Origin of the sequence: Commensalibacter melissae (genome assembly GCF_009734185.1) — a bacterium.
Classification (GTDB): Bacteria; Pseudomonadota; Alphaproteobacteria; order Acetobacterales; family Acetobacteraceae; genus Commensalibacter; species Commensalibacter melissae.
In genome coordinates this window covers 1,855,557-1,877,741 of the sequence record NZ_CP046393.1, presented here as the reverse complement: position 1 = coordinate 1,877,741, position 22,185 = coordinate 1,855,557, and the positions used below count along the sequence as shown (strand labels likewise).

Annotated in this window: 21 protein-coding genes; 11 read left to right on the top strand and 10 right to left on the bottom strand. The window is 38.2% G+C overall.

Translation table 11 applies throughout. The features are described from left to right. Window positions 1-22: 22 nt before the first annotated feature. Complete coding sequence (gene rfbC, locus GN303_RS08380) at window positions 23-583, top strand: dTDP-4-dehydrorhamnose 3,5-epimerase (RefSeq protein ID WP_110439130.1); 561 nt, start codon at window positions 23-25, stop codon at window positions 581-583. A 12-nt stretch (window positions 584-595) separates the two neighbouring features. Next, window positions 596-1,474, top strand: a complete 879-nt coding sequence (gene rfbD, locus GN303_RS08375) for a dTDP-4-dehydrorhamnose reductase (protein ID WP_110439129.1) — start codon at window positions 596-598, stop codon at window positions 1,472-1,474. A gap of 31 nt (window positions 1,475-1,505) precedes the next feature. Here the strand turns inward: rfbD and GN303_RS08370 are convergent, their stop codons facing one another. The 5 genes from GN303_RS08370 to GN303_RS08350 all read right to left on the bottom strand — a co-directional run bounded on the left by GN303_RS08370 (window position 1,506) and on the right by GN303_RS08350 (window position 6,964). Then, the gene (locus GN303_RS08370) at window positions 1,506-2,171 is read right to left on the bottom strand and encodes an RluA family pseudouridine synthase (RefSeq protein WP_230873111.1); all 666 of its coding nucleotides are present in this window, start codon (window positions 2,169-2,171) and stop codon (window positions 1,506-1,508) included. 17 nt (window positions 2,172-2,188) lie between these two features. Beyond that, complete coding sequence (locus GN303_RS08365) at window positions 2,189-4,873, bottom strand: DNA translocase FtsK (protein WP_231504025.1); 2,685 nt, start codon at window positions 4,871-4,873, stop codon at window positions 2,189-2,191. Between the two features lie 70 nt (window positions 4,874-4,943). Then, the gene (gene rsmD, locus GN303_RS08360) at window positions 4,944-5,501 is read right to left on the bottom strand and encodes a 16S rRNA (guanine(966)-N(2))-methyltransferase RsmD (RefSeq protein WP_110439128.1); all 558 of its coding nucleotides are present in this window, start codon (window positions 5,499-5,501) and stop codon (window positions 4,944-4,946) included. A gap of 4 nt (window positions 5,502-5,505) precedes the next feature. Beyond that, window positions 5,506-6,282 carry a pseudouridine synthase gene (locus GN303_RS08355; protein WP_110439127.1) on the bottom strand — a complete coding sequence of 259 codons (777 nt, stop codon included), beginning with the start codon at window positions 6,280-6,282 and terminating at the stop codon, window positions 5,506-5,508. Beyond that, window positions 6,263-6,964, bottom strand: coding sequence for a gamma-glutamyl-gamma-aminobutyrate hydrolase family protein (locus tag GN303_RS08350; protein ID WP_110439126.1), 702 nt, complete (start codon window positions 6,962-6,964; stop codon window positions 6,263-6,265). The genes GN303_RS08355 and GN303_RS08350 overlap by 20 nt, the downstream gene beginning before the upstream one ends. A 233-nt stretch (window positions 6,965-7,197) precedes the next feature. Here GN303_RS08350 and GN303_RS08345 point away from each other — a divergent pair, with 233 nt between their 5' ends. Together GN303_RS08345 and GN303_RS08340 are read left to right on the top strand one after the other, a co-directional pair. Beyond that, window positions 7,198-7,629 (top strand): nucleoside deaminase, encoded by a 432-nt coding sequence (locus GN303_RS08345; RefSeq protein WP_110439125.1) that lies wholly within the window; start codon window positions 7,198-7,200, stop codon window positions 7,627-7,629. A gap of 89 nt (window positions 7,630-7,718) precedes the next feature. After that, window positions 7,719-9,272: a trypsin-like peptidase domain-containing protein gene (locus GN303_RS08340; protein WP_110439124.1), complete on the top strand. Its 1,554-nt coding sequence runs from the start codon at window positions 7,719-7,721 to the stop codon at window positions 9,270-9,272. 142 nt (window positions 9,273-9,414) lie between these two features. Here the strand turns inward: GN303_RS08340 and GN303_RS08335 are convergent, their stop codons facing one another. Further along, window positions 9,415-9,723 (bottom strand): TRL-like family protein, encoded by a 309-nt coding sequence (locus tag GN303_RS08335; RefSeq protein ID WP_110439123.1) that lies wholly within the window; start codon window positions 9,721-9,723, stop codon window positions 9,415-9,417. Between the two features lie 331 nt (window positions 9,724-10,054). Between GN303_RS08335 and GN303_RS08330 the strand changes: the two genes are divergently transcribed. The 4 genes from GN303_RS08330 (at window position 10,055) to GN303_RS08315 (ending at window position 13,145) form a co-directional block, all read left to right on the top strand. Further along, window positions 10,055-11,350 (top strand): radical SAM protein, encoded by a 1,296-nt coding sequence (locus GN303_RS08330; protein WP_110439122.1) that lies wholly within the window; start codon window positions 10,055-10,057, stop codon window positions 11,348-11,350. 111 nt (window positions 11,351-11,461) lie between these two features. Further along, window positions 11,462-11,848, top strand: coding sequence for a fluoride efflux transporter CrcB (gene crcB, locus GN303_RS08325; protein WP_110439121.1), 387 nt, complete (start codon window positions 11,462-11,464; stop codon window positions 11,846-11,848). Window positions 11,849-11,939: 91 nt separating this feature from the next. After that, complete coding sequence (locus GN303_RS08320) at window positions 11,940-12,386, top strand: META domain-containing protein (protein ID WP_110439120.1); 447 nt, start codon at window positions 11,940-11,942, stop codon at window positions 12,384-12,386. Between the two features lie 21 nt (window positions 12,387-12,407). After that, on the top strand, window positions 12,408-13,145 hold the full coding sequence (locus GN303_RS08315) for a dienelactone hydrolase family protein (RefSeq protein WP_110439119.1): 738 nt from the start codon (window positions 12,408-12,410) through the stop codon (window positions 13,143-13,145). A 64-nt stretch (window positions 13,146-13,209) separates the two neighbouring features. Here GN303_RS08315 and GN303_RS08310 read toward each other — a convergent pair whose 3' ends face one another. Beyond that, window positions 13,210-13,452 carry a DUF3297 family protein gene (locus GN303_RS08310; protein WP_110439118.1) on the bottom strand — a complete coding sequence of 81 codons (243 nt, stop codon included), beginning with the start codon at window positions 13,450-13,452 and terminating at the stop codon, window positions 13,210-13,212. A 133-nt stretch (window positions 13,453-13,585) separates the two neighbouring features. Between GN303_RS08310 and GN303_RS08305 the strand changes: the two genes are divergently transcribed. Beyond that, window positions 13,586-16,951 (top strand): S41 family peptidase, encoded by a 3,366-nt coding sequence (locus GN303_RS08305; RefSeq protein ID WP_110439117.1) that lies wholly within the window; start codon window positions 13,586-13,588, stop codon window positions 16,949-16,951. A 126-nt stretch (window positions 16,952-17,077) separates the two neighbouring features. On the opposite strand, the gene GN303_RS08300 is transcribed toward GN303_RS08305, so the two are convergent. After that, window positions 17,078-17,440: a hypothetical protein gene (locus tag GN303_RS08300; protein WP_110439116.1), complete on the bottom strand. Its 363-nt coding sequence runs from the start codon at window positions 17,438-17,440 to the stop codon at window positions 17,078-17,080. 131 nt (window positions 17,441-17,571) lie between these two features. Between GN303_RS08300 and GN303_RS08295 the strand changes: the two genes are divergently transcribed. After that, window positions 17,572-17,937 carry a copper resistance protein CopC gene (locus GN303_RS08295; protein WP_110439115.1) on the top strand — a complete coding sequence of 122 codons (366 nt, stop codon included), beginning with the start codon at window positions 17,572-17,574 and terminating at the stop codon, window positions 17,935-17,937. Window positions 17,938-17,943: 6 nt separating this feature from the next. Here the strand turns inward: GN303_RS08295 and ccmB are convergent, their stop codons facing one another. Together ccmB and ccmA are read right to left on the bottom strand one after the other, a co-directional pair. Then, window positions 17,944-18,606, bottom strand: a complete 663-nt coding sequence (ccmB, locus tag GN303_RS08290) for a heme exporter protein CcmB (protein ID WP_110439114.1) — start codon at window positions 18,604-18,606, stop codon at window positions 17,944-17,946. A 12-nt stretch (window positions 18,607-18,618) separates the two neighbouring features. Beyond that, entirely contained in the window at window positions 18,619-19,239 is a 621-nt protein-coding gene (ccmA, locus tag GN303_RS08285; protein WP_110439113.1) for a heme ABC exporter ATP-binding protein CcmA, read from the bottom strand. A 183-nt stretch (window positions 19,240-19,422) separates the two neighbouring features. Between ccmA and acnA the strand changes: the two genes are divergently transcribed. Then, window positions 19,423-22,107: an aconitate hydratase AcnA gene (acnA, locus tag GN303_RS08280; protein ID WP_110439112.1), complete on the top strand. Its 2,685-nt coding sequence runs from the start codon at window positions 19,423-19,425 to the stop codon at window positions 22,105-22,107. Window positions 22,108-22,185: the final 78 nt, after the last annotated feature.

Here is a 22,185-nt window from a genome sequence, read left to right as displayed (position 1 = left end):
TTAAAAGTAAGAAATATTTGTCATGAAAATAGAAAAATTAGCCATTTCAGAAGTATTATTGATAACACCTCCTCGCTTTCGGGATAATCGTGGATTTTTTTCAGAAACCTATAATGCGCAGCGATTAAAAGAAGTCGGGATTGATTTGCCTTTTGTGCAGGATAATCAAAGCCTTTCTGTTCAGAAAGGTGTTGTGAGGGGTTTGCATTGTCAGTTGGGCCCTTATGAACAAGGGAAGTTGGTAAGATGTACGCAAGGTTCGATTTGGGATGTGGCTATTGATGCGCGAACGGGTTCTCCGACATATGGGAAATGGGTTGCTGCGGAATTATCAGCTGACAATTGGTCTCAATTGTGGATACCACCAGGATTTTTACATGGTTTTTGTACGTTAACAGAAAACGTTATGGTACAATATAAATGTACAAATTTATATAATAAAGTCAGTGAGCGTGCTGTTTTATGGAATTGTAAAGAAATTGGCATTAAATGGCCAATCGCTGTAAATGATGCGATTTTATCAGAAAAAGATATGCAAAATCCATCATTTTCAGCAGCAAAGAATTGGTTTTCATATTCATAAAAGGATAAACTGGTGACAATTCTAGTAATTGGCGGGAAAAATGGACAATTGACAGAATCTTTACGGAATTTGCATGATAAACGCTTAAAGTTCATCGGCCGTCCACAGTTTGATTTTACACAACATAATACGATTTGTGGAGTTTTTGAGCAAGATAGACCTGACCTTGTTGTAAATACCGCAGCATGGACGGCTGTTGACGCGGCAGAGGATCATCGAGATGAAGCCTATTTGGTCAATAGCGATGGGCCTGCCTATTTTGCTGAATTATGTGCAGGATATAATATTCCCATGATTCATATTTCAACAGATTATGTATTTTCTGGTGAAAAGGGGACTCCCTATGTTGAAACGGATCCAATTTCTCCCGAAACAGTATATGGGGCAAGTAAGGTTGCAGGAGAGAAGGCTATTTTACAGGCTCATCCTCATGTAATTATATTGAGGACAGCTTGGGTTTATTCGGAACACGGAAAAAATTTTGTTCGTACTATCATTAATGCGGGAGCCAAAAATCCAGCGCTTCGTGTTGTAGGGGATCAGAAGGGAAATCCAACTTGTTCTGATGATTTGGCTTGGGCGATTATGAAAATAGCAGATCGGATTGTCGGTCAAAAATGGCAGGATAATTGGAGCGGTATTTATCATGCTGTTGGAACGGGTGATGCGACCTGGTATGATTTGGCTGTATATGCATTGAGACAGGCAGAGCGTTATGGGCAAAAAATGCCTTCCATTACTTCTATAAAAACTGAAGATTGGCCAACTCCTGCAAAAAGACCACAGGATTCAAGGTTGAATACGGACAAGCTTTATAAAACTTTTGCCATACGGCTACCGGATTGGCATAAAAGTGTTGATAATGTCATTAAAAAAATTTTCTCGACATAGAATTTAAATATAAAGGTCTTGATCTTGAAGGTTAAGACTTTTTATATATGCTGAATTTATTTATGTAATGTAGCATATGTTGTGGTGGCTGAGCCGTAGCAGAAATGGCTGTTTCCAATTGAAGCGTTAGGGTTCGACTCAATAATGATAATGGAATGGATGAATATTTCTTGGCACCATATATTGTATCACCGATAATTGGATGTCCCATAATGGAACAATGGGCTCTGGCCTGATGGGTTCTACCCGTTTGTAAATTAAGTTCAATTAAACTGCAAGTATTATCGCCTTTCAAAAATTTCCATTTTGTCAGTGCATTCTGACCCTTATTATCTTGTATCATTTTCCATTGGCCCTTTTGTGTTATTTTTAAAAGGGGGGATGTAATGATACCGGAATATTTTTTCGGTCTACCCTGAACAATGGCCCAATAGACTTTATTTACTTTATGTTGCGCAAAACAGGCTTGGGCCTTGATTAGGGCTTGCTTGCGTAGGGCTATTAATAAACATCCTGCTGTATCCTGGTCTAAACGGTGTACTAGCCACGGCCCTTCTTTTCGTCTTGATAACAGGGGAAAAAAATTTTCGACAGAGGGAATGGAGTCATTTTTATCGCTCGAATACACAGGCATTCCAGCAGGTTTGTCAATGATAATATAATAGTTATCTTGATAAAGAATTCTAAAAGGAAGCAAGGTAAAGAATCTTCCCCTTATTCTGATCTTTTAATAAGGATTTCACGTTTACCAACATGGTTGGCAGGACTGACAATCCGTTCTTTTTCCATTTGTTCAATAATTTTGGCTGCTCGATTATACCCGATGGATAAATGACGTTGAATAAATGAGGTGGAAGCCTTTCCCTCCCTTAAAACAAGATTGATTGCCTGGTTATATAATTCATCATTATTACCGCCTGAACGTCCATTATTATCTTCCACAGGGTCAACGGTAACATCTTCAACATAAATCGGCTCACCCTGTGTGCGTAAATGCTGAACAACCCGTTCAACCTCTTCATCAGAAACAAAGGGACCATGAATGCGTTCAATACGTCCACCCGCCTGCATGAATAACATGTCTCCCTGTCCCAATAATTGTTCGGCTCCTTGTTCACCAAGAATAGTTCGGCTATCAAATTTGCTGATTACCTGAAAAGAAATACGAGTGGGGAAATTCGCCTTAATGGTCCCGGTAATTACATCAACGGAAGGACGCTGTGTTGCCATGATAACATGTATTCCGGCAGCTCGAGCCATTTGTGCAAGACGTTGAACGGCAGCTTCGATATCTTTGCCGGCCACCATCATGAGATCAGCCATTTCATCAATGACGATAACGATATAGGGAAAATGTTCAAGGGGAATTTGCTGTTCCTCAAATGTTGGTTTACCAGTTTCAGGATCAAAGCCTGTTTGTATGCGTCTTGTCATGACCTTGCTTTGATTTTTTGCATTGGTTATGCGCTGGTTATAACCATCAATATTCCTGACTCCAAGCTGGGACATAAGACGATAACGTCTTTCCATCTCCCTTACCGCCCATTTCAAGGCAGACAAGGCTTTGTGCGGATCGGTAACAACAGGGGTCAAAAGATGGGGAATACCTTCATATACAGAAAGCTCTAGCATTTTTGGATCAATTAGGATCAAACGGCATTCATCAGGAGATAGGCGATATAATAAGGATAGAATCATGGCATTAACGCCCACTGATTTCCCTGAACCGGTTGTTCCAGCAATTAATAGATGTGGCATTTTTGCAAGATTTGCATAAATTGGCTCACCAAAAATGTTTTTCCCCAAAGCCAGACATAAACGTGCAGAATTTCTGTACCAGTTTTCTGTATTAAGTAGTTCGGAAAAATATACAATTTCACGAATATTATTGGGAACCTCAATTCCGATAATATTTCTGCCTGGAACGGTGGCAATGCGCACTGATATAACGGAAAGAGAGCGGGCGATATCATCGGACAGGCCAATGACACGAGCAGACCGGATACCTGGAGCCGGTTCCAATTCATATAAAGTTACTACTGGGCCATGTAGAATATTACCTATAGTACCTTTTACCCCGTAATCATCCAAAATGGTTTCCAGCATGCGAGCATTGGCATGAAGCATTTCAGGTGTAGGTTTATTGCTTTCGTGATTTAAATTGGGTTTTAACAGGGAAAGGGAAGGAAAAGACCAACTGTTTCCTGATTGTTCTTCAAATGAGGGAGGGTGAGATTCAGATGCATTATTGGAAGATACAAAGTGTTCCTTAAGAGGTTTATGGAGCAGGGAAAAAATACCTTTATTTTTTATGGGCGTAGTTTCCCTTTTTTCATAAGGTTTGTCAGGTTGCCGGGTATCTCCATATTCTATTGATTCGGTGGGTTTTGTTAATTCTCTCAGAGGTTGTTCGTTTTTATTAACTGTGGTGGATACTGTTGTTTCTTGCTTTGTTATCAAGGACTGCGATGCCGGCCGATAATTATTCTGGGCATCTTCCTGATCGTCCTCCGGGTTGAAAATAGGTGTGTTGTCTGGTGCCAGTGAAGAGGGTTTCTGTTTTTTTGCATAAGGTTGAATGGCATGGGTTGTTTCCCTGACAGAATCCTGATACGCAGGAGGGGTATAGGTTTGTTCTTCCTTCAGGATATCTGGATTGGATTTAAAAGGCGAATGATTGTAGGTTCGTGGAGGAACATTATAAGAATTATTGATATAATGATCAGTTTCTGGTTCGGCAGGTTTAGATTTCCTGAGTAAAGTATAATAGAAAAATTGAAAGATCTTTTTGAAAAAACCTATGATTTTTTTCCATTCCTGTTTTGACAATCCCATTGTTAGAGGGATTAACAGCAAACAAAATATGGCGCTTAAAACCCAGATCAAGATTTTTCCCATAATGCCAAGTGTATCCTGAGCCGCTATCAAAGATGTTCTCGCGATCACGTAACCAATTGATCCCCCCAACCCAGGTGGAATAACAAGCGTAGGAACTTTGTTGCCTGAAAATAGCAGGATGGTTGCCACAATTAGCGCAGCCATGACTGGTATGGCAATAATCATGGCTATAAAACGGATAATTATTCCTTTTAAATATTGAAATCGTATGATGCGCCAACCCCATGCAATAAAAACGAGCACCGGGAAAAAACTGGCTATTCCAACCCATTGAATTAAAATATCTGACAAATGGGATCCAATATAACCGAGCAAGTTGCTGGGAGGCTGGTTTGACGAGGTATTGAATGAAGGGTCATAAGGATTGTAACTGATCAATGCCAGCATAAGTAACAAGGCAAATATCCATAGAATCCAGCCGCTTGCCTGTATCAGCCTTTTACTGAATGAAGATTGAAATTTTGAAGTCGTGTTTTTTCCAATTTTATTCTGGTTAGGCACAGTAATTATCCAAATCCTTACAGGGGTTTATTTATTTTTATAGGGTTATAAAACTGAAATATACCCTTGGTTATTTTCTTTTTACCCAAAATTTTAGGCATGTATTTTTGAAATTTCGTTCAGCTAACATATGATAATTATCATTTAGCATAAGATTTTCATCTTGTGCAATTTCTGTAATGATAATGGATCGGGTGGAAAGCCAATTTTTATTTTCTAGCGTCTGGAGTGTATAAGGTATAAGGTTTTTTCGATATGGGGGATCCAAGAAAACCAGGTTGCAGGGGTGTTCAGTTATTGGCAGGGCCTGATAATCACTGTAAATTACACTATTCAAATGGCAATGACAACGGGTCAAGTTTTTTTCTAAAACCTGACGAGTTGATTTATTTTTTTCACAAAAAAACCCTTTTCTTGCCCCCCTGGACAAAGCTTCAATACCCAAGGCACCCGTTCCGGCAAAAGCATCGAGAACAAGGCTGTCCTGCAAAAAATATTGTCCTCCCCATTCTGCATGTATAAGCATGTCAAATAATGTTTGTCTTACACGATCGGCCGTTGGACGGGTTTCCAGACCAGCAGGGGGGTACAAATGTGTACCCTTATATTTACCGGCAATAATTCGCATGTATCTATTTATTTCTGGATAAAGGTATGTGTTTACCCGTTTGCTCTCTAATGACTTTTCCTGAAACCTCATCAAGACTATTTTTTGGTAATGAACCCAGCTGGAAAGGTCCATAGGCAATTCGGATTAGACGATTAACTTGTAAATCAAAATGTTGCATAACTCGTCTGATTTCCCGGTTACGACCTTCCTGTAATGAAACTGTAAGCCAAGCATTCATTCCTTTTTGTGAATCGATTTTGGCAATGATTGGGGAATAGTGTATTCCTTCAACTGTAATGCCATCTTTTAGCTGATCCAGTTTTGCTTGTACGATATGACCAAATACCCGGACCCGATACCGACGCACCCAGTGATTGGAGGGAAGTTCCAGCTGCCTTGCCAGGGAGCCATCGTTGGTGAGTAGTAGAAGGCCTTCACTATTTAAATCCAATCTACCTACACTGATAACACGTGGCATGTTAGGCGGGAGTGCATCGAAAACAGTGGGTCGTCCCTCTGGGTCTTTGTGGGTGGTTATCAGGCCAACAGGTTTGTGATACCGCCACAAACGAGAATGTTCTGGATAAGCAATGAGTTTTCCATTAACATAGACATTGTCATTATTCGAGACAAAGGTGGCGGGTTGGGTGATTTGCTGTTGGTTAATAAAGACTTTACCTTCCGAAACCAGTTTCTCAGCATCTCTTCTGGATGCCACACCTGCACGTGCAAGCCATTTGGCAATGCGTTCTCCTTTTGAAAATGAGAGATTGGGAGAATCAGGATCTGTTTTGGGCATAGGTTCTGGCCTTGGCAATTAGTGCTGAAAATAATTTGCGATCAGTATAATCAACAGCAAATTCAGGATGCCATTGTACACCAACAAAAAAAACCCTTGAAGGATCTTCAATTGCTTCGATAGTGTTATCTTCGGCAAGGGCACTTGGGATCCCTTTTCCTGCAGATTTTATTCCAGATTGATGAAAAGAATTTACCATCCATTTTGTTCGCTTGGTTAAAGAATATAAACAGCTTTTTGGCTGAAGTTGAATGCAGTGACTTCCTTGATAGGGAGAATTTATTTGAATATGGGGAAGGCTTTCAGGCAATTCCGTTTGAATATTTTTATATAATTCCCCTTGGAGAAAAAAGGTCATGTGACAGGCCCCACCTGCAATGGCCAGAATGGGAATGTTTTTTTCCCAAGCATATTGAAGAAGATTTTGTTCAAAGGGATCATGATTTTTTGAAGAGTCGGAAAATTTATTTTTATAAAGGACAAGCCCATCCATTTTGTCAAGAATCATTGATAAATTCTTTTGATTGACTGGAAAAATACCCAACGGAATTCCACCTGCCTCAAGAACACTTGTTTTTAAGTTTCTGTCCAGAATATAGGAACAAATGTTGTGATTATCTGTAAAGGGAATTGTACTACTATCCAGCGTGATGCCAATCAAGGGTAAAGAAGAATTTGTCATACAAGAATCATGGAGACGGTGAATATTAAGGGGAATATATTGGATAGACGTTTTTAATAAGAAAAAGATATTTTTGTCAAAGTATCTTTTAACTAAAGATGAAAATAGTTCTTCTAATTGAAAGAATTGGTGATTTAGATGACATATTCTATATTCAAAATTTACTATAGAATTATAACATGTATTAATTTTAAGGTATGATATCATTGTATCCTAAACAATCTTACTGGAGAATGGATCAGGCTCTGCATCTTGCGAGGAAAGCATATCAGCGGGGAGAGATTCCGGTTGGAGCGCTTGTTTTATCACCGGAAAACAAGATTGTTGCGCAGGCTTTTAATCAGGTAGAGGCGCATCAAAATCCTTTGGCGCATGCCGAAATGATCGTTTTGAAAAAAGCTTGTCTAAAAGTCAAGAGTAAACGGCTTATGGGATATAGTCTGGTCGTTACATTAGAACCCTGTCCTATGTGTGCCGCTGCTGCAATGCATGCTCGGATCGCAAGAATTGTATTTGGAGCATATGATTCAAAAGGTGGGGGAATAGAGCACGGGGCGCGTATATTTTCACACCAGCAAACGATGTATCATCCCGAAATAATTGGAGGTGTTCGGGAGCATGCCTGTCAAAAATTATTAAGAAATTTTTTTATGAATTTACGGTAAAAAATTTTTAATTTTTGCCATAATTGATCATCATATTATTTCTTAAATAATTAATTTTATGTAAAAATAAAGAAATTACGAGGAATTTTATGGATAAATTTTCTAAAAAAAAGCAAACGGTTCTAGAGCTTATAAATCATGTTTGTGGAAAAAAAATTAAACAGGGTTTATTGGCTTCTTTAGTGCTGGGCAGTGCAGTCACAGGTTATAATTCAGCCCAGGCAACAGATTTGTTAAAAGATCATTCTGATGCGATCAAGCCGGTAACCTCAACGCAAAATCTGCCTAATTTTGTAAATTTGGTCAAACAGGTCAAACCTGCCGTTGTATCCATTACTTCACGGGTTGTTGTCGGAGACAATGATGATTCAATGATGGGAAATGGATTTCCCAATGGCGATGATAATATGAATCCGTTTCCGTTTCCTTTTCCCTTTCCCATGTTTCCACAACAAATGCCCAAGCAGGTGGCTGAGGCACGTGGATCAGGATTTATCATTTCGCCTGATGGTTATATCGTAACCAATAATCATGTTGTTAAAGGGGCGAAGAAAATAACGATTGCCCTGGAGACTGGTGCGAAATATCAGGCAAAAATTATTGGAAGGGATTCAAAAACAGATTTGGCGTTGTTAAAAATCCAGTCTGAAAAACCTTTGCCATTTATCCAGCTTGGAGATTCAAATGGTATTGAACCTGGTGAATGGGTAATTGCAGTTGGAGATCCATATGGTTTGGGGGGTACCGTTACCGCAGGGATTGTATCTGCCCGGGGAAGGGATATCGGTGATACTCCTTACGATTCCTTTATCCAAGTTGATGCTCCAATCAATCGTGGAAATTCGGGAGGGCCTCTTTTTTCTCAAGATGGTAAGGTTATCGGTGTTAATACAGCAATTTTATCTCCATCAGGAGGATCAATCGGTATCGGGTTTGCCATTCCATCAAATACGGTGAAAAATGTCGTTACTCAATTGGAAAAGACAGGACATGTTACCCGTGGTTATTTAGGGGTTATGGGCCAGATGATCACACCTTCAATGGTGAAAATGTTAAAATTGCCTCCCTCTGAGCATGGTATTCCACCAAAAGGGGTTTTGATTGCATCTGTTGCAAACAATAGTCCTGCTGAAAAGGCCCAACTGAAGGTTGGGGACGTCATTCTTTCTTTGAATGATAAAAAGGTTGAAAATCCGAGGGATCTTGCCAACCAGGTTGCGGCTATTACTCCAAATACAATGATTGATCTGAATATTTTGCGAAATGGCACGCGGAAAGTTGTAAAGGTTCAGGTAGGTAATCTAAACGAGGATACCAAGAGTAAAAAAACACCAGCTCCTGCTCCTGGCAGTTTGGGTGTCTCCTTATCATTATTAACCCCTGAAATAAGGCAACAGGCTGGTATTGATGAAAAAATCAAGGGGGTAATTGTTACCTCGATTAAAAACGATTCCCCAGCTGATCATGCCGGATTGCAGAACGGTGATGTCATTGTATCCGTTAATAATCAAGATGTTGATAAACCGGAAATGGCGAACCGGTTGATTAGTTCATCTCTAAAAACAGACAAAACTGTTTTATTGAGAATTTTAAGAGATGGCCAGTCCATATTTATCGCTGTCACACTCGGAGATAATGATTAAATCGCATGATTATCAGTAAGTCAAAAGCAATCGCAAAGTGTTGTTTCTTATTTATAAAGCGAAAAAAACACTTTTTAGAAATTGTTTATATTAATAATTTATAAACAACTTCCAAAAAAGTTAATTATTTATATAAAGGAAGTTATTCCCCTTTTACATTGACACAGGTTTTTCCATAAAAAGGGAAAATACCTGTGGTTTTATAATCAACAGAAGAAACTTTTGTTATGCCTGCCTTCTTTTTGGCAGAATCAATTGATGCATCTCCGCTTGCAACAATACCTAGTAGATTGTGGGCACAACTTGCACCTTTTTTTGAGGTGACAGTGTGATCAGTTGCTGAAATAGGGCCTTTTACATTACTGATTAAAGCTAGTCCCACTGGTGATTTACCACCCGCACATCCGGCTAGTAATCCCGTGGTTGCTAGTAAAAAAAACAGTTTTTTCATTATAAATCCAATAATATATTAAAATAAGTACTAAAATATGTAATTATTTATCAATAAATTAATTACGGGTTTTTAATAGCGGTTCTTTTATTGAATTTCAATCATAAATATTGCATATTATAAATATAAACATTATGAAATTATTACTGGTTTTGTACAGGATTGATCAATCAAGCTGAAGATCATACATAACTGTTCATGAAATTTTATAAATAATTTATTGTTTTTTATGGCTCACCAATTTTATTTCTGTACAAATATATTTTATTTATCGTAATTTTTTCGAATATGTATTATATAAAGCCAGCCTTCATTTTTATGAATCTGCATAATGTATAATATTTCTAAAAAACTATTAAAGAAATTAAAATCCTTATTTACAGTTCATGAGCCTTTTATAGGATTTGTAGATGAATTGAGTGATTCATATGCATATGGTTGGGTATGCAATCAGGATTTTCCTAATCAGCGTTTGATTTGTGAAGCAATTTTGCAGAAGACAAATGAAATACTGGTCTCTTCTGTAGCTGATAAATTGCATTATGAAACGATTAAAGAAATTGGAGATGGGAGCTGTTATTATGCATTCTATATGAAATTCCCACGTGTACTCAGTGTGAAAGAGCATGAAAATGTTGTTATTCGAGTAAAAAATTCAAATTATAAAATACCTTTTGCATCAAATATTAGATTGGAATTTCAACCATTTGTACATATGGCAATGGATATTGTTAATAATTGTAACTTACGCTGCCCATTCTGTTTGTATGATTATACCTCGACAAATAAAACATATTTTATGAGTGAAGAGGTTATAGAGTCAGCTTTACGTTTTTTGCCTTATATTCGGAACAGTGAATTTTGGTTTTCATGTCTGCATGAACCTACTCTTCATCCCAAATTAAAGGATTATATAGAGAAAGTTCCTGAAATTTATAGAAATAAAATTTTTTTTACAACTAATCTGGCCAAGAGAATGTCAGATCAGTTTTTTAATTGGCTTGTTAATTCCGGGATAGATCATATCAATATTTCTCTTGAATCCTTTGATTCTGTAATTTATGAACAATTGAGAAAAGGTGCCAAACAATATGTTTTTTTGGAAAATATGGAGAAGTTGAAAAAAGCGGTCCTGACATCTGTTCATCCAATTAGAATACAATTTATAATCATGGCATATCAGTCTAACTTGAAAGAATTGCCAGATTTATTTAATAGGCTTGTTAAGGATTATAATGCTTCTAAAGTGGAAATTCGCAATACATTCGATACCCCTTATCTTTCAAAAGATTTTAAAGAGAGAGAATTTTTAAATGATAGTGATTGGGTGAATTTAAGAAGGTTGTGTAAGACTTTGCCAAATAATGACAAGTTATTTTTTTTACAGGATCTTCAGGTTGAAGAGGCGGATCAAAGGAGAATATCAGTAAACAGATTTGTCGGTCAATTTATGCTTAGATTATCATGGGATGGTCATCTAAAGGTATTTGTTGAGGCCTATTCAAATATACAGGGAAAAAAAGTGGAAAGAAATATCTTTGAAACTAATATAAAAGATATTGTTAACATTCATGATTTTTATGATCAGTTAATTGAAATAAGTAATAACATGATAATAAAAAATTAAATTATATCAATTTGATGAATGGTTTTATTTATGATTATCAAATTATTATTAATATTTTGAATGATTTATTTATAGGATTGATTCAATAAATTGTATGAACAAGGTAAATGAATGATCAATTCAATTATGATGGTCAGTATAGGTGGGGCCTTGGGCTGTCTGTTGCGCTGGTGGTTGGGGATTGCCTTGAATGCTTTTTTTCCTTATTTGCCCCTTGGAACTTTGGCTGCCAATTGTCTTGCTGGTTATTTTATTGGTATTGCCGTGGCAATTTTTGTGGTAATTCCAGTCCTGCTACCATGGCGCCTCTTCATTATTACGGGTTTTTTGGGTGGTTTATCAACCTTTTCATCTTTTTCTGCAGAAGTTGTTCTTTCCATGCAAGAAGGGCGTTTTATGTGGGCAGGAATTATAGTGTTTACGCATCTTATTTGTTCAATAGGGTTGACCATTCTCGGAATTGCAACGGTTTATATGATGAGATCTTGTTTTCATTGATTATTTCGCATTCATTTTGTTTACTTCAACTTATTCGTATGATTAGGTAGATTTACTTGAATGGGAAAGCTCAATAGAAGGATAAATTTAAATGAAAAAAATTATTGTAATGATTTTAGGTATGGGGTTATTGGGGGCAGGAATAAATTCAGCTTTTGCCCAAGATTCAAAAAGTAAAGCCCCTTTTGATGAATCAATATGGCGTGTTGAACATTTAAGTCATCAAAAAACATTTATTAAATCCTATCAAAATGATCAGAAATTCACATATTTAAGTTTTAATCCTTATACACATCGAATTAATGGAAGTGGTTTATGTAATAAATTTCTTGGATTTTTTCAAAACAATGGAAACCAAATTACAATCAGTAAAATTGAACGTCAGCAAAATACCTGTTTGGATCCCCAGGTTAATGCGCAGGATGAATTTTTCTTTGACAAGTTAAAATTGGTTAAATCAGTTTCCATTGGTGGAAAATACCTAAAATTGCTTGATGAAAATAATAAGATATTAATAACCGCAAAATATTTTAAATAATGATAACAAAAGGATGAATGGGTGATTATTTATTCGAATGAGACAGAGGATCTTAACACACCAACAGGCTTGATGCGTTGTCATATTTTCCGACCTGTCAAAGAGGGAAAATATGCAGCGATCATATTTTACTCCGAAATTTATCAGGTAACTCAGCCAATTCGTCGTTTGGCATCTTATATAGCAGGGCAGGGTTATATTGTTATTGTTCCAGAAGTCTATCATGAATATGAAAATCCAGGTGTTGCCTTGGAATATGATAAGGAAGGGACGGATCGGGGTAACTATTTGAAATTTGAAAAACCTGTTTCCGCTTATGATTCCGATACGAAGTCAGTTATTGAATGGTTAAAAACCTATCCTTATTCTAATAGCAAGATTGGATCAATGGGGGTATGTCTAGGAGGGCATTTAGCGTTAAGAGCCGCCCTGAACCCTGAAATATCAGCAGCTGTCTGTTTTTATGCCACCAATGTGCATGATGCCACCCTTGGTAAGGGGCAAAGGGATGATACCTTGAAACGATTTAAGGATATCAAGGGAAAGGTTATATTTACATGGGGAAAACAGGATCCCCATATCCCTTTTGCGGGTCGGCAATTGATTCGTGAAGCCCTGGAAAAAGCAGAGGTTCAGTACGAATGGCATGAATTCAATGCCCAGCACGCTTTTTTAAGGGATGAAGGGCCACGCTATGATCCCGCCCTGTTTCAAACCTGTATGGGGCTTGTCATTCGGTTTTTAATGGATTCTTTTTAGATTGCTGTCGATATAAAGTAACGTATGAATGATATTTAAATTTACGTTACTTTAATTTTTAATATTATTTTTCCTCTTTGAGGTATGCTTCAACAGGACCGTTGAGTTTCATGCTCATGGGCTTGCCACTGCGTGTCAATGTATTGCCGATGGATACCTTGACCCATTGTTCGCTCAGACAATATTCAATAACATTATCTTTTTCCACTCCTTTAAAGCGAATACCAACTCCACGGTTTAAAAGCTCTTCATTATAGTATGGGCTTTGTGGATCGGCAGAAAGGCGATCGGGAAGTGCGTCTGACATTTTTAGGTTTCCTTGTTGTGATTTTAGCGATAAGTTTTTAACTTATTACAAAAAAATGATTCGGCCTGACAAGCAATTTTGCGATTGAAGATTTTAATGGCTGAAAAGGGCATGAACAGATGGAGATAATAAAGTGCGTGGATTTGGCATGAACAGATGGAATAGGTTATTAGTAAATACGATATTGTTTCATGTCGGAATGATCGGTTGTGCAGGAACTTTTTTTCCAGCTCTTGCCCAGGAAAGTCAAACTTTAAACAATCAAGTTCTCATGCGTTATCCAACTTTACATGGGAATAAAATTGTTTTTTCGGCACGGGGTAATCTTTGGCAGGTTTCAAAATCAGGTGGAACGGCCGTTCGGTTGACTTCCGAACAGGGTGAGGATTTGATGCCGAGATTTTCACCGGATGGTCAATGGCTAGCTTTTACAGGAAGCTATCAAGGCAATAGAGACGTCTATCTCATGCCCGCTGCGGGTGGAGAGGTCAAACGATTAACCTATCATTCTGACATTGTTGCTTCTGCACCGGAACGTTGGGGGCCTGATAATATGGTTGTCACCTGGACACCGGATTCGAAATCAATCGTATTTTTATCTCGTCGCAATGCGTGGAACAGCTGGATGAGTTTGCCTTTTTCCGTATCCATAAAAGGTGGTCTGCCAAAAACGCTTCCCCTGGATCGTTCTGGATTTTTAAGTTATGATTGTGATGGAAAAAAAATTGCTTATACCCGTATCTATCGTGATTTTCGAACCTGGAAACGTTATGATGGTGGTCTGGCACAGGATATTTATATTTATGATTTTGATACAAAAAAACTGGAACAAATAACTCATTGGAAAGGCACAGATACCATTCCGATGTGGTATCAGGACAAAATTTATTTTTTATCTGACAGGGATGCAAATCGACGCGTTAATTTATGGGTTTATGACAAAACGACAGGAAAAAAACGCCAGGTAACGCATTTTACCGATTATGATATTGATTTTCCGTCATTGGGTGATCAAGGCATTGTCTTTCAACAGGGCGGTCATTTATACGTGCTTGATCTTCCATCGGAGCACCTGCATGAAATCCATGTTATTGTACCGGATGATGGTATAAAAATCATGCGTCGTCATGTGTCTTTGACTGATGATGTACGTAAAACTGATTCTGCCCAACAACCTGATTTCTCGATTGCTCCAAATGGAAAACGGGCCGCTTTTGCCGCAAGGGGAAATATATTCACCGTTCCTGTTGAAAATGGAGCTATCCGAAATTTGATTAATGCAAGTAATGTAGATGCAGATCATCCCGTCTGGTCACCGGATGGGAAATGGATCGCCTATACAACAGATAGTGATGGTGAACAGAATATTGCTGTTCGTCCATCTCTGGGAGGGGCCGAACGGCTTTTAACCCATTTCAAGTCAGGTTATTATTATGCTCCGCGTTTTTCTCCCGATGGAAAACAGCTTGCCTTTTCAGATGGCAACCATAATTTATGGACAGTTGATTTTGAGGGTAAATCCGTAAAAAAAATTGCCACCGATATTCATGCGGAAATACATGATTTTAGTTTTTCTCCTGACAGTCATTGGTTGGTTTATAGTTTAACTCAATCCAATCAGCAACGGGCAATTTGGGCTTATAACTTTGCTACGAATAAGTTTGTTCAGCTAACATCCGGAAACAATAATGATTATTTGCCACTATTTTCTGCTGATGGAAAATATTTATATTTTGTTTCCAATCGTCATGAAAATACTGTTTTTGCTGACAACGAAATGAACGCCCTGACGGTTAAAAGCGCGGGAATATATGTGGCAACCCTACAGGTTGCAACCCCATCCTTATTCGCCCCTCGTTCTGATGAGGGAATTACAGATAAAGATAGGGTTATAAGAGAGAAGGATGGAAAAACGATTTCTTCAATTCAGATCGATGAAAAAGGATTGGAAGATCGAATTGTTCCCCTACCAATTGAAGGTGGCATGATTACAGATATGCAGATTGCAGGGGATAAGGTTTATTACTTGATGAGTCCTCCACAAACGATTTCTAGTGAATTTCCGGGTGAAAAACCTGCGTTGCATGTTTATGACGTTAAACAGAGGAAAGATACTATAATTGAACAGGGTATTCAGAATTATAGTCTTTCGTATGACGGTCAGAAATTTTTATATAACAAGAATAACCAGTGGGTTATTAGTGATGCCAAGGAAAAACATACGGAAGATAAATCATTAAAGCTTGAATCCTTAACAAGTTTTGTCATTCCGTCTGAAGAGTGGCGGGAAATGTTTGATAATGCCTGGCGTCTACAGCGTGATCTTTTCGTTAATCCCCAAATGAATGGACAGAACTGGCATGAAATTCATGATCGTTATGCCAAATTATTGCCATTGGCTGGATCAAGGTCGGATATCAATTATCTTATTGGTCAGATGGTTGGAGAAATCGGCAATTCACATACATATGTTGGAGGTGGAGATCAACAGAATTTGATAAAAACAGTTCCCACAGCCTTATTGGGGGTTGACTTTGCCTATGATGCACAGAAGCAGCGTTATTATTTGGCAAAAATATATTCCGGGGATAATAGTCGCAAAGCCTATCGCAGTCCTTTATCCGAACCCGGATTTAATATTCATGCAGGTGATTATCTGTTAAGGGTAAATGGTCAAGAGGTAAAGAGTGATACCAACCCTTACCGGTTTTTTGTCGGGCTCGAAAATCCTGTCCAACTCTCTTTTGAGGATCGGCAAACAAAAGCCGTGAAAAATGTAACAGTCAATACGATTAAAAGTGAACTGTCATTAAGAGAGAAAGACTGGATTGAACATAATCGTAGACTGGTTGATCGTTTATCAGGTGGGAAAATAGCCTATATCTATCTTTCAGATATGGAAGAGCTTGGATTGCAGCAGTTTATCCGTCAGTTTTATGCCCAGCTGGATAGACAGGCCGTTATTATTGATGATCGCTGGAACGGTGGCGGTTTTATCGATGAAATTCTTCTTGAGCGTTTAAGGAGAATTTTGGTGGGAATGACCACAAACCGTGAAAAAATGGCTCATTCCTTGCCTGAACAGTTGATTGTTGGACCTAAGGTCACGTTAATCAACCAGTATTCTGCATCTGATGGTGATATCTTTCCTTATTATTTTCGTAAATATGGTTTGGGTAAACTGATTGGCAAGCGAACCTGGGGTGGCGTACGTGGTATTCGCGGTTTTTGGCCGCTAAGGGATGGAGGATATATTACTATTCCAGAAGAAAGCTTGTATGGATTACAATCAGAATGGATTATTGAAAATCACGGGGTCGATCCAGATATTGAAATTGAGAATACTCCAGATGAATTACAGCATGGGCATGATAGACAATTGGAAACGGCAATAGATTATTTGCTAAAAGAGTTAAGAGATCATCCTGTATCTATGCCTCAGTCTCCTTCCTGGAAAACCGCTTATCCTGAGAACGGTATCCCCTTTAACAGGAAATAGGGTATCAAACTGTATGGTATCTTAATATAAGCCATACAGTTATCATTTTTAGAGTTTATATAAGCAGTAAGAAGAGATAACAGCCGTCATATTTGACTTTTGAATGTTCAAAACGTTGAAAGATTGTTAGTCTTTTAAAAAAGTTTGATGCAGTTTAACAATCTGGTATCCGGAAGCCAAAGTGCAATGATCCAATTTTTTACCTTGTTGTACGGGACATTGATACCAATGATAATTTTTATAAAATAACCCATAACCATCTTCTATATTGCAGGATTTTTTTAAAATACCTGCAACTATTGGACATTTTTTATATATATTTTGTTTATTTATGAAAAAATAACCATCAGCAGGGGCGCAGTTGATAGTAACAACACCATTTTCCAGCCAGCATCGTTTATATTGGGCGACAGTTTTATAGGTAAACAGGATATTTAGACTAATTCCAGCAATTATGGTTACAGCCAAAGAGCGCAGATGAAAGATCATTTATCTTTCCAGTTGAGGTTAATTAGGTAAGTGATCGCAGTCATTATTGTAAGGACTGGTTTTAACCATTTTATAGGGCTATAGTTTTTTTTGAAAGATTTGAAAGAATAAATTTAATAAGGACTTTCAAAATGAGTAAAAAACAAAATAAATTAATTTTTATGGCTTGCTGCACTGTCTTGTTATTATCGACTGGTACAGCTAATGCAATCGGTTTAAAGTTTTCCAATCCTCAGCCACATCAGAAAATTAAGGCTGGGAATCAAGAAATTCATTTGATTTATGACCATGAATTTGATCCTTTCCGCAGTCGTTTGTTATTGATAAATCAATCTGGACAACCTGATTTGATTCCCGCAACAACTGCATTAAATCACAGGGAAGTTAAAACATCATATCCGTTAAAGGCGGGGCAATATATCTTGCAATGGCATGTTTGGAATTGGAAGGGGGAGGAAAGTACAGGTGAAATTCCTTTTGAGGCTGTTAATCCCTGATTTTGTTCATTCTATTGCCAATCGTAAACCTGCCCCAGCAGCAAGTGGGCAAAAAGGTAAAGCAATAGCAAAACATGCCCCGAGTAATTGAAGATTGGGTAGGAATGCGAGATTATTTAATTTTGCATCAATAAGCATGGTGCCAAAAATAAGGACGGGGGTTAACAAGGGAAAAGTTAATAAAGGGAGCAAAAAAGAGTTTTTCTTGGCTCCAAGGGCAATAGAATTTGTCATTCCCCCGACAAGAGATTGACAGGCGGTTCCAAGTGAAAGGCTGATAATAAAAATGGGCAGGATTGATATGGGTAAGTTATATAAAATTGTTAAGGGGATACTGGCGCAGAGAAGAGGGATTCCTGTACATAACCAGTGACCTGTCATTTTGGTGAAAGCCAAGGTAGAGGGAGATATTCCAAGCAAAAAAAATTGATCTAGGGACCCATCCTCATAATCTTGCTGGTATATGCGTTCCATAGGCAACAAAGCGGCCAACAGGGCGCAAACCCACAAAATGGCGGGGGCTATTTGCTGAAGTTTTTGAGGTTCTGGTCCAAGCGCAAGCGGGAAAAGAGTCGCTGTCAAAATAAAAAACAGGATTGTTCCAACGGTATCACTGGCATGCCGGAAAGAAAGCAATATTTCTCGTTGTAAAAGAAGAATGAAAGGCATGGGAAAGATATCTTAATGTAAGGAAGGAAGTGAAAGATTAAGAGATTTTGTGTTGATCAATGGAAGATCTGTATGTGTACTGACTAAAATCATGCCACCGTTTTTTTGAAAAGAGGCAAATATTTCAGCAAGATTGATCATGTTTTCTCTATCCAATCCAACGGTTGGTTCATCTAGCAACCAAATTGTTGCAGGTTTAAGCAAAATGCGAGCCAGGGCTGTGCGACGTTTTTGACCAGCGGATAATAATCGAACGGGAGTATCAATTAAATGGTATAAATTAAATTTTTTCAAACAATCGTGAAGATTGGTTTTGTAAAATTTTGAATATAATTGCAGGTTCTCTCTCACAGTCATAATCGGTTTTAAGGCGTTTGAATGACCCAACCAGGCAATAGTTTGAAGATAATTTTCATAAGTTTCATGATGTTCAAAGATGTTTCTGGAGTTCCATAAAACATTACCTGAATCTGGTTTTCTGAACCCTGCGAGAATTCTTAATAACGTACTTTTGCCAACGCCATTTGGACCATGGATACAGAGACTTTCCCCTGCAGATAGAGAAAAATTGATATTGTTCAGGACCAGTTTTTCATTTCGAAATGTGGTTAGATTGACAATAGATACGGTCATGAAAAGGGTTTCAAAAATGATTTTAAGTTACAAAAGTACACTGTTTAGTGAAATTGTAAAAGCCCATGAATAATTGCTTTTATGATATTCAAGATATAATAAGTATAGTGTAATTGGCGAGATAACAAATATAAAATGTTGTTTATACACGATTATCTAACGACATAATTTAAGGATATCATTATGAAACTGATTGGTCAGGATAATTTAAAAACATGTAAAACGTTGGAAGTCGATGGAAAAACCTATCATTATTTTTCACTGGTTGAAGCAGAGAAAAAATTGGGTAATTTTCGTCGTTTACCAAATACCTTAAAAGTATTGCTGGAAAATGTTTTACGCTTTGAAAATGGTCAATCTTTTACGGTAGACAATGCCAAGGCAATTATAGGATGGCAAAAGAATCATCATAGCCAGTCCGAAGTGCCTTTTCGTCCTTCCCGTATTTTGATGCAGGATTTTACAGGGGTTCCAGCTGTTGTCGATTTGGCTGCTATGCGTGAAGGAATGACCCAGTTAAAAGGTGATCCGCAAAAGGTTAATCCATTAATTCCGGTAAATCTGGTGATTGATCATTCTGTAATGGTCGATAAATTTGGATCTGATGCGGCACTGAAAGAAAATATAACACTTGAATTTGAACGAAACGCTGAGCGGTATGCTTTTCTTCGTTGGGGACAAGAAGCATTCAAAGGGTTTTCCGTTGTTCCACCTGATACTGGAATTTGTCATCAAGTTAATTTGGAACATATTGCCAAGGTTGTTTGGCTTCGTGATGAAGATGGAAAAACTTATGCCTATCCAGATACTCTTTTTGGAACAGATTCCCATACAACAATGGTCAACGGATTGGGTGTCCTTGGCTGGGGTGTTGGAGGTATCGAAGCTGAAGCAGCCATGTTGGGGCAACCGATTACAATGTTAATACCGGATGTTATCGGCTTCCGGTTAACAGGAAAATTGGCAAAAGGTGTAACTGCAACAGATCTTGTTCTGACGATTACACAGATGTTACGTAAGAAGGGTGTTGTTGGCAAGTTTGTTGAATTTTATGGTCCGGCTTTGGATCATTTACCACTTTATACACGGGCTACAATTGCAAATATGGCACCTGAATATGGCGCAACATGTGGGTTCTTCCCGGTTGACCAGCAAGCTTTGGATTACCTCAAATTAACCGGTCGTGACGATCATCAGATTAAGTTGGTGGAAGCTTACCTTAAAGCACAGGGTATGTTCCGTGAAGCGAATGCGGAAGAACCAGAATTTACTGATACTTTGGAACTGGATATTGGTAATGTTGTTCCCTCTATTTCAGGTCCTCGTCGTCCACAAGATCGTATCAGCCTCAGCGATGCAACCTCTGCATTCGTCAAAGAGCTGTCTTCAGGATTCCATGTTGAAGGTAAAGATCAAGATGTCGCTTGTGCCGTTGCCGGTAAAGATTTCAAACTCGAACATGGTTCAGTTGTAATTGCGGCAATTACTTCATGCACCAATACCTCTAATACGGAAGTGATGATTGCTGCTGGTTTATTGGCAAAAAAAGCACATGCTTTGGGATTGAAGCGGAAGCCTTGGGTTAAAACGTCTCTTGCACCTGGTTCAAAAGTTGTTACTGAATATTTAGAAAAGGCCGGGTTAATTCCATCTCTTGATGCGCTTGGATTCAATATTGTTGGATATGGTTGTACAACCTGTATCGGAAATTCTGGTCCCCTGGCACCAGAAATTGTTGACACTATCGAAAATAACAATTTGGTGGCAACAGCAGTTCTTTCGGGAAACCGTAACTTTGAGGGACGTATTTCTCCAAACGTTCGCGCAAACTATCTGGCAAGTCCACCGTTGGTAGTCGCTTATGCTTTATTGGGAACCTTGCGTAAGGATATTACAAAGGATCCTATTGGTGTTTCCAAGGATGGTAAGGAAATTTATCTACATGATATTTGGCCTTCAACAGAGGAAATCAAAGAGGTAATGGCAGCAGCGATTACGCGTGAAGAATTCCGTAAGGGATATGATAATATCAGTAAAGGTACGGTTGAATGGCAGAGATTGGCTGTGGCAACTGGATCTCAGACTTATGATTGGGATTCAAAATCAACCTATGTTCGTAATCCTCCCTATTTTGAAGGAATGAAGCAGCATCCTGAAGCCCGTCATGATATTAAAGGGGCAAGAATATTGGCGTTATTAGGGGATAATGTTACAACAGATCATATATCTCCAGCTGGTTCCATTCGTAAAGATTCCCCTGCCGGCAGATATTTGACTGAACATGGAGTCAGGGTGGAGGACTTTAACTCGTATGGTTCACGTCGTGGTAATCATGAAGTCATGATGCGTGGCACTTTTGCCAATATCCGTATTCGTAATGAAATGGTTCCAGGAGTTGAAGGTGGATATAGTAAGCATTATCCTGATGGTAAGGAAGGGGCAATCTATGATGTTGCCATGGAATACCAAAAAGAAAATACACCATTGGTTGTTTTTGGCGGTAAAGAATACGGAATGGGTTCCTCCCGTGACTGGGCGGCAAAAGGTACGACGTTGTTGGGTGTAAAAGCCGTTATTGCTGAAAGTTTTGAACGTATTCATCGTTCTAATCTTGTTGGAATGGGTGTATTGCCACTCTTATTTGAAGAGGGTACAACACGTAAAACGTTGGGATTGAAGGGTGATGAAAAAATCGATATTTTGGGTATAGAAACTTTAAAACCGCGTCAAAAAATGATTATGAGAATAACTCGCAATGATGGTTCACATCAGGATATTCCTGTAATCTGTCGTGTTGATACACAAGAAGAGGTAGAATATTATCGTAATGGTGGCATTTTACCTTATGTTCTCAGACTAATGGCCTAAGTCTTAAAATCCGTTTTAAAGTGTAAGTGACCTGTTTATTTGTTAAACAGGTCACTTTTCATTTGTAATATGTCCAAA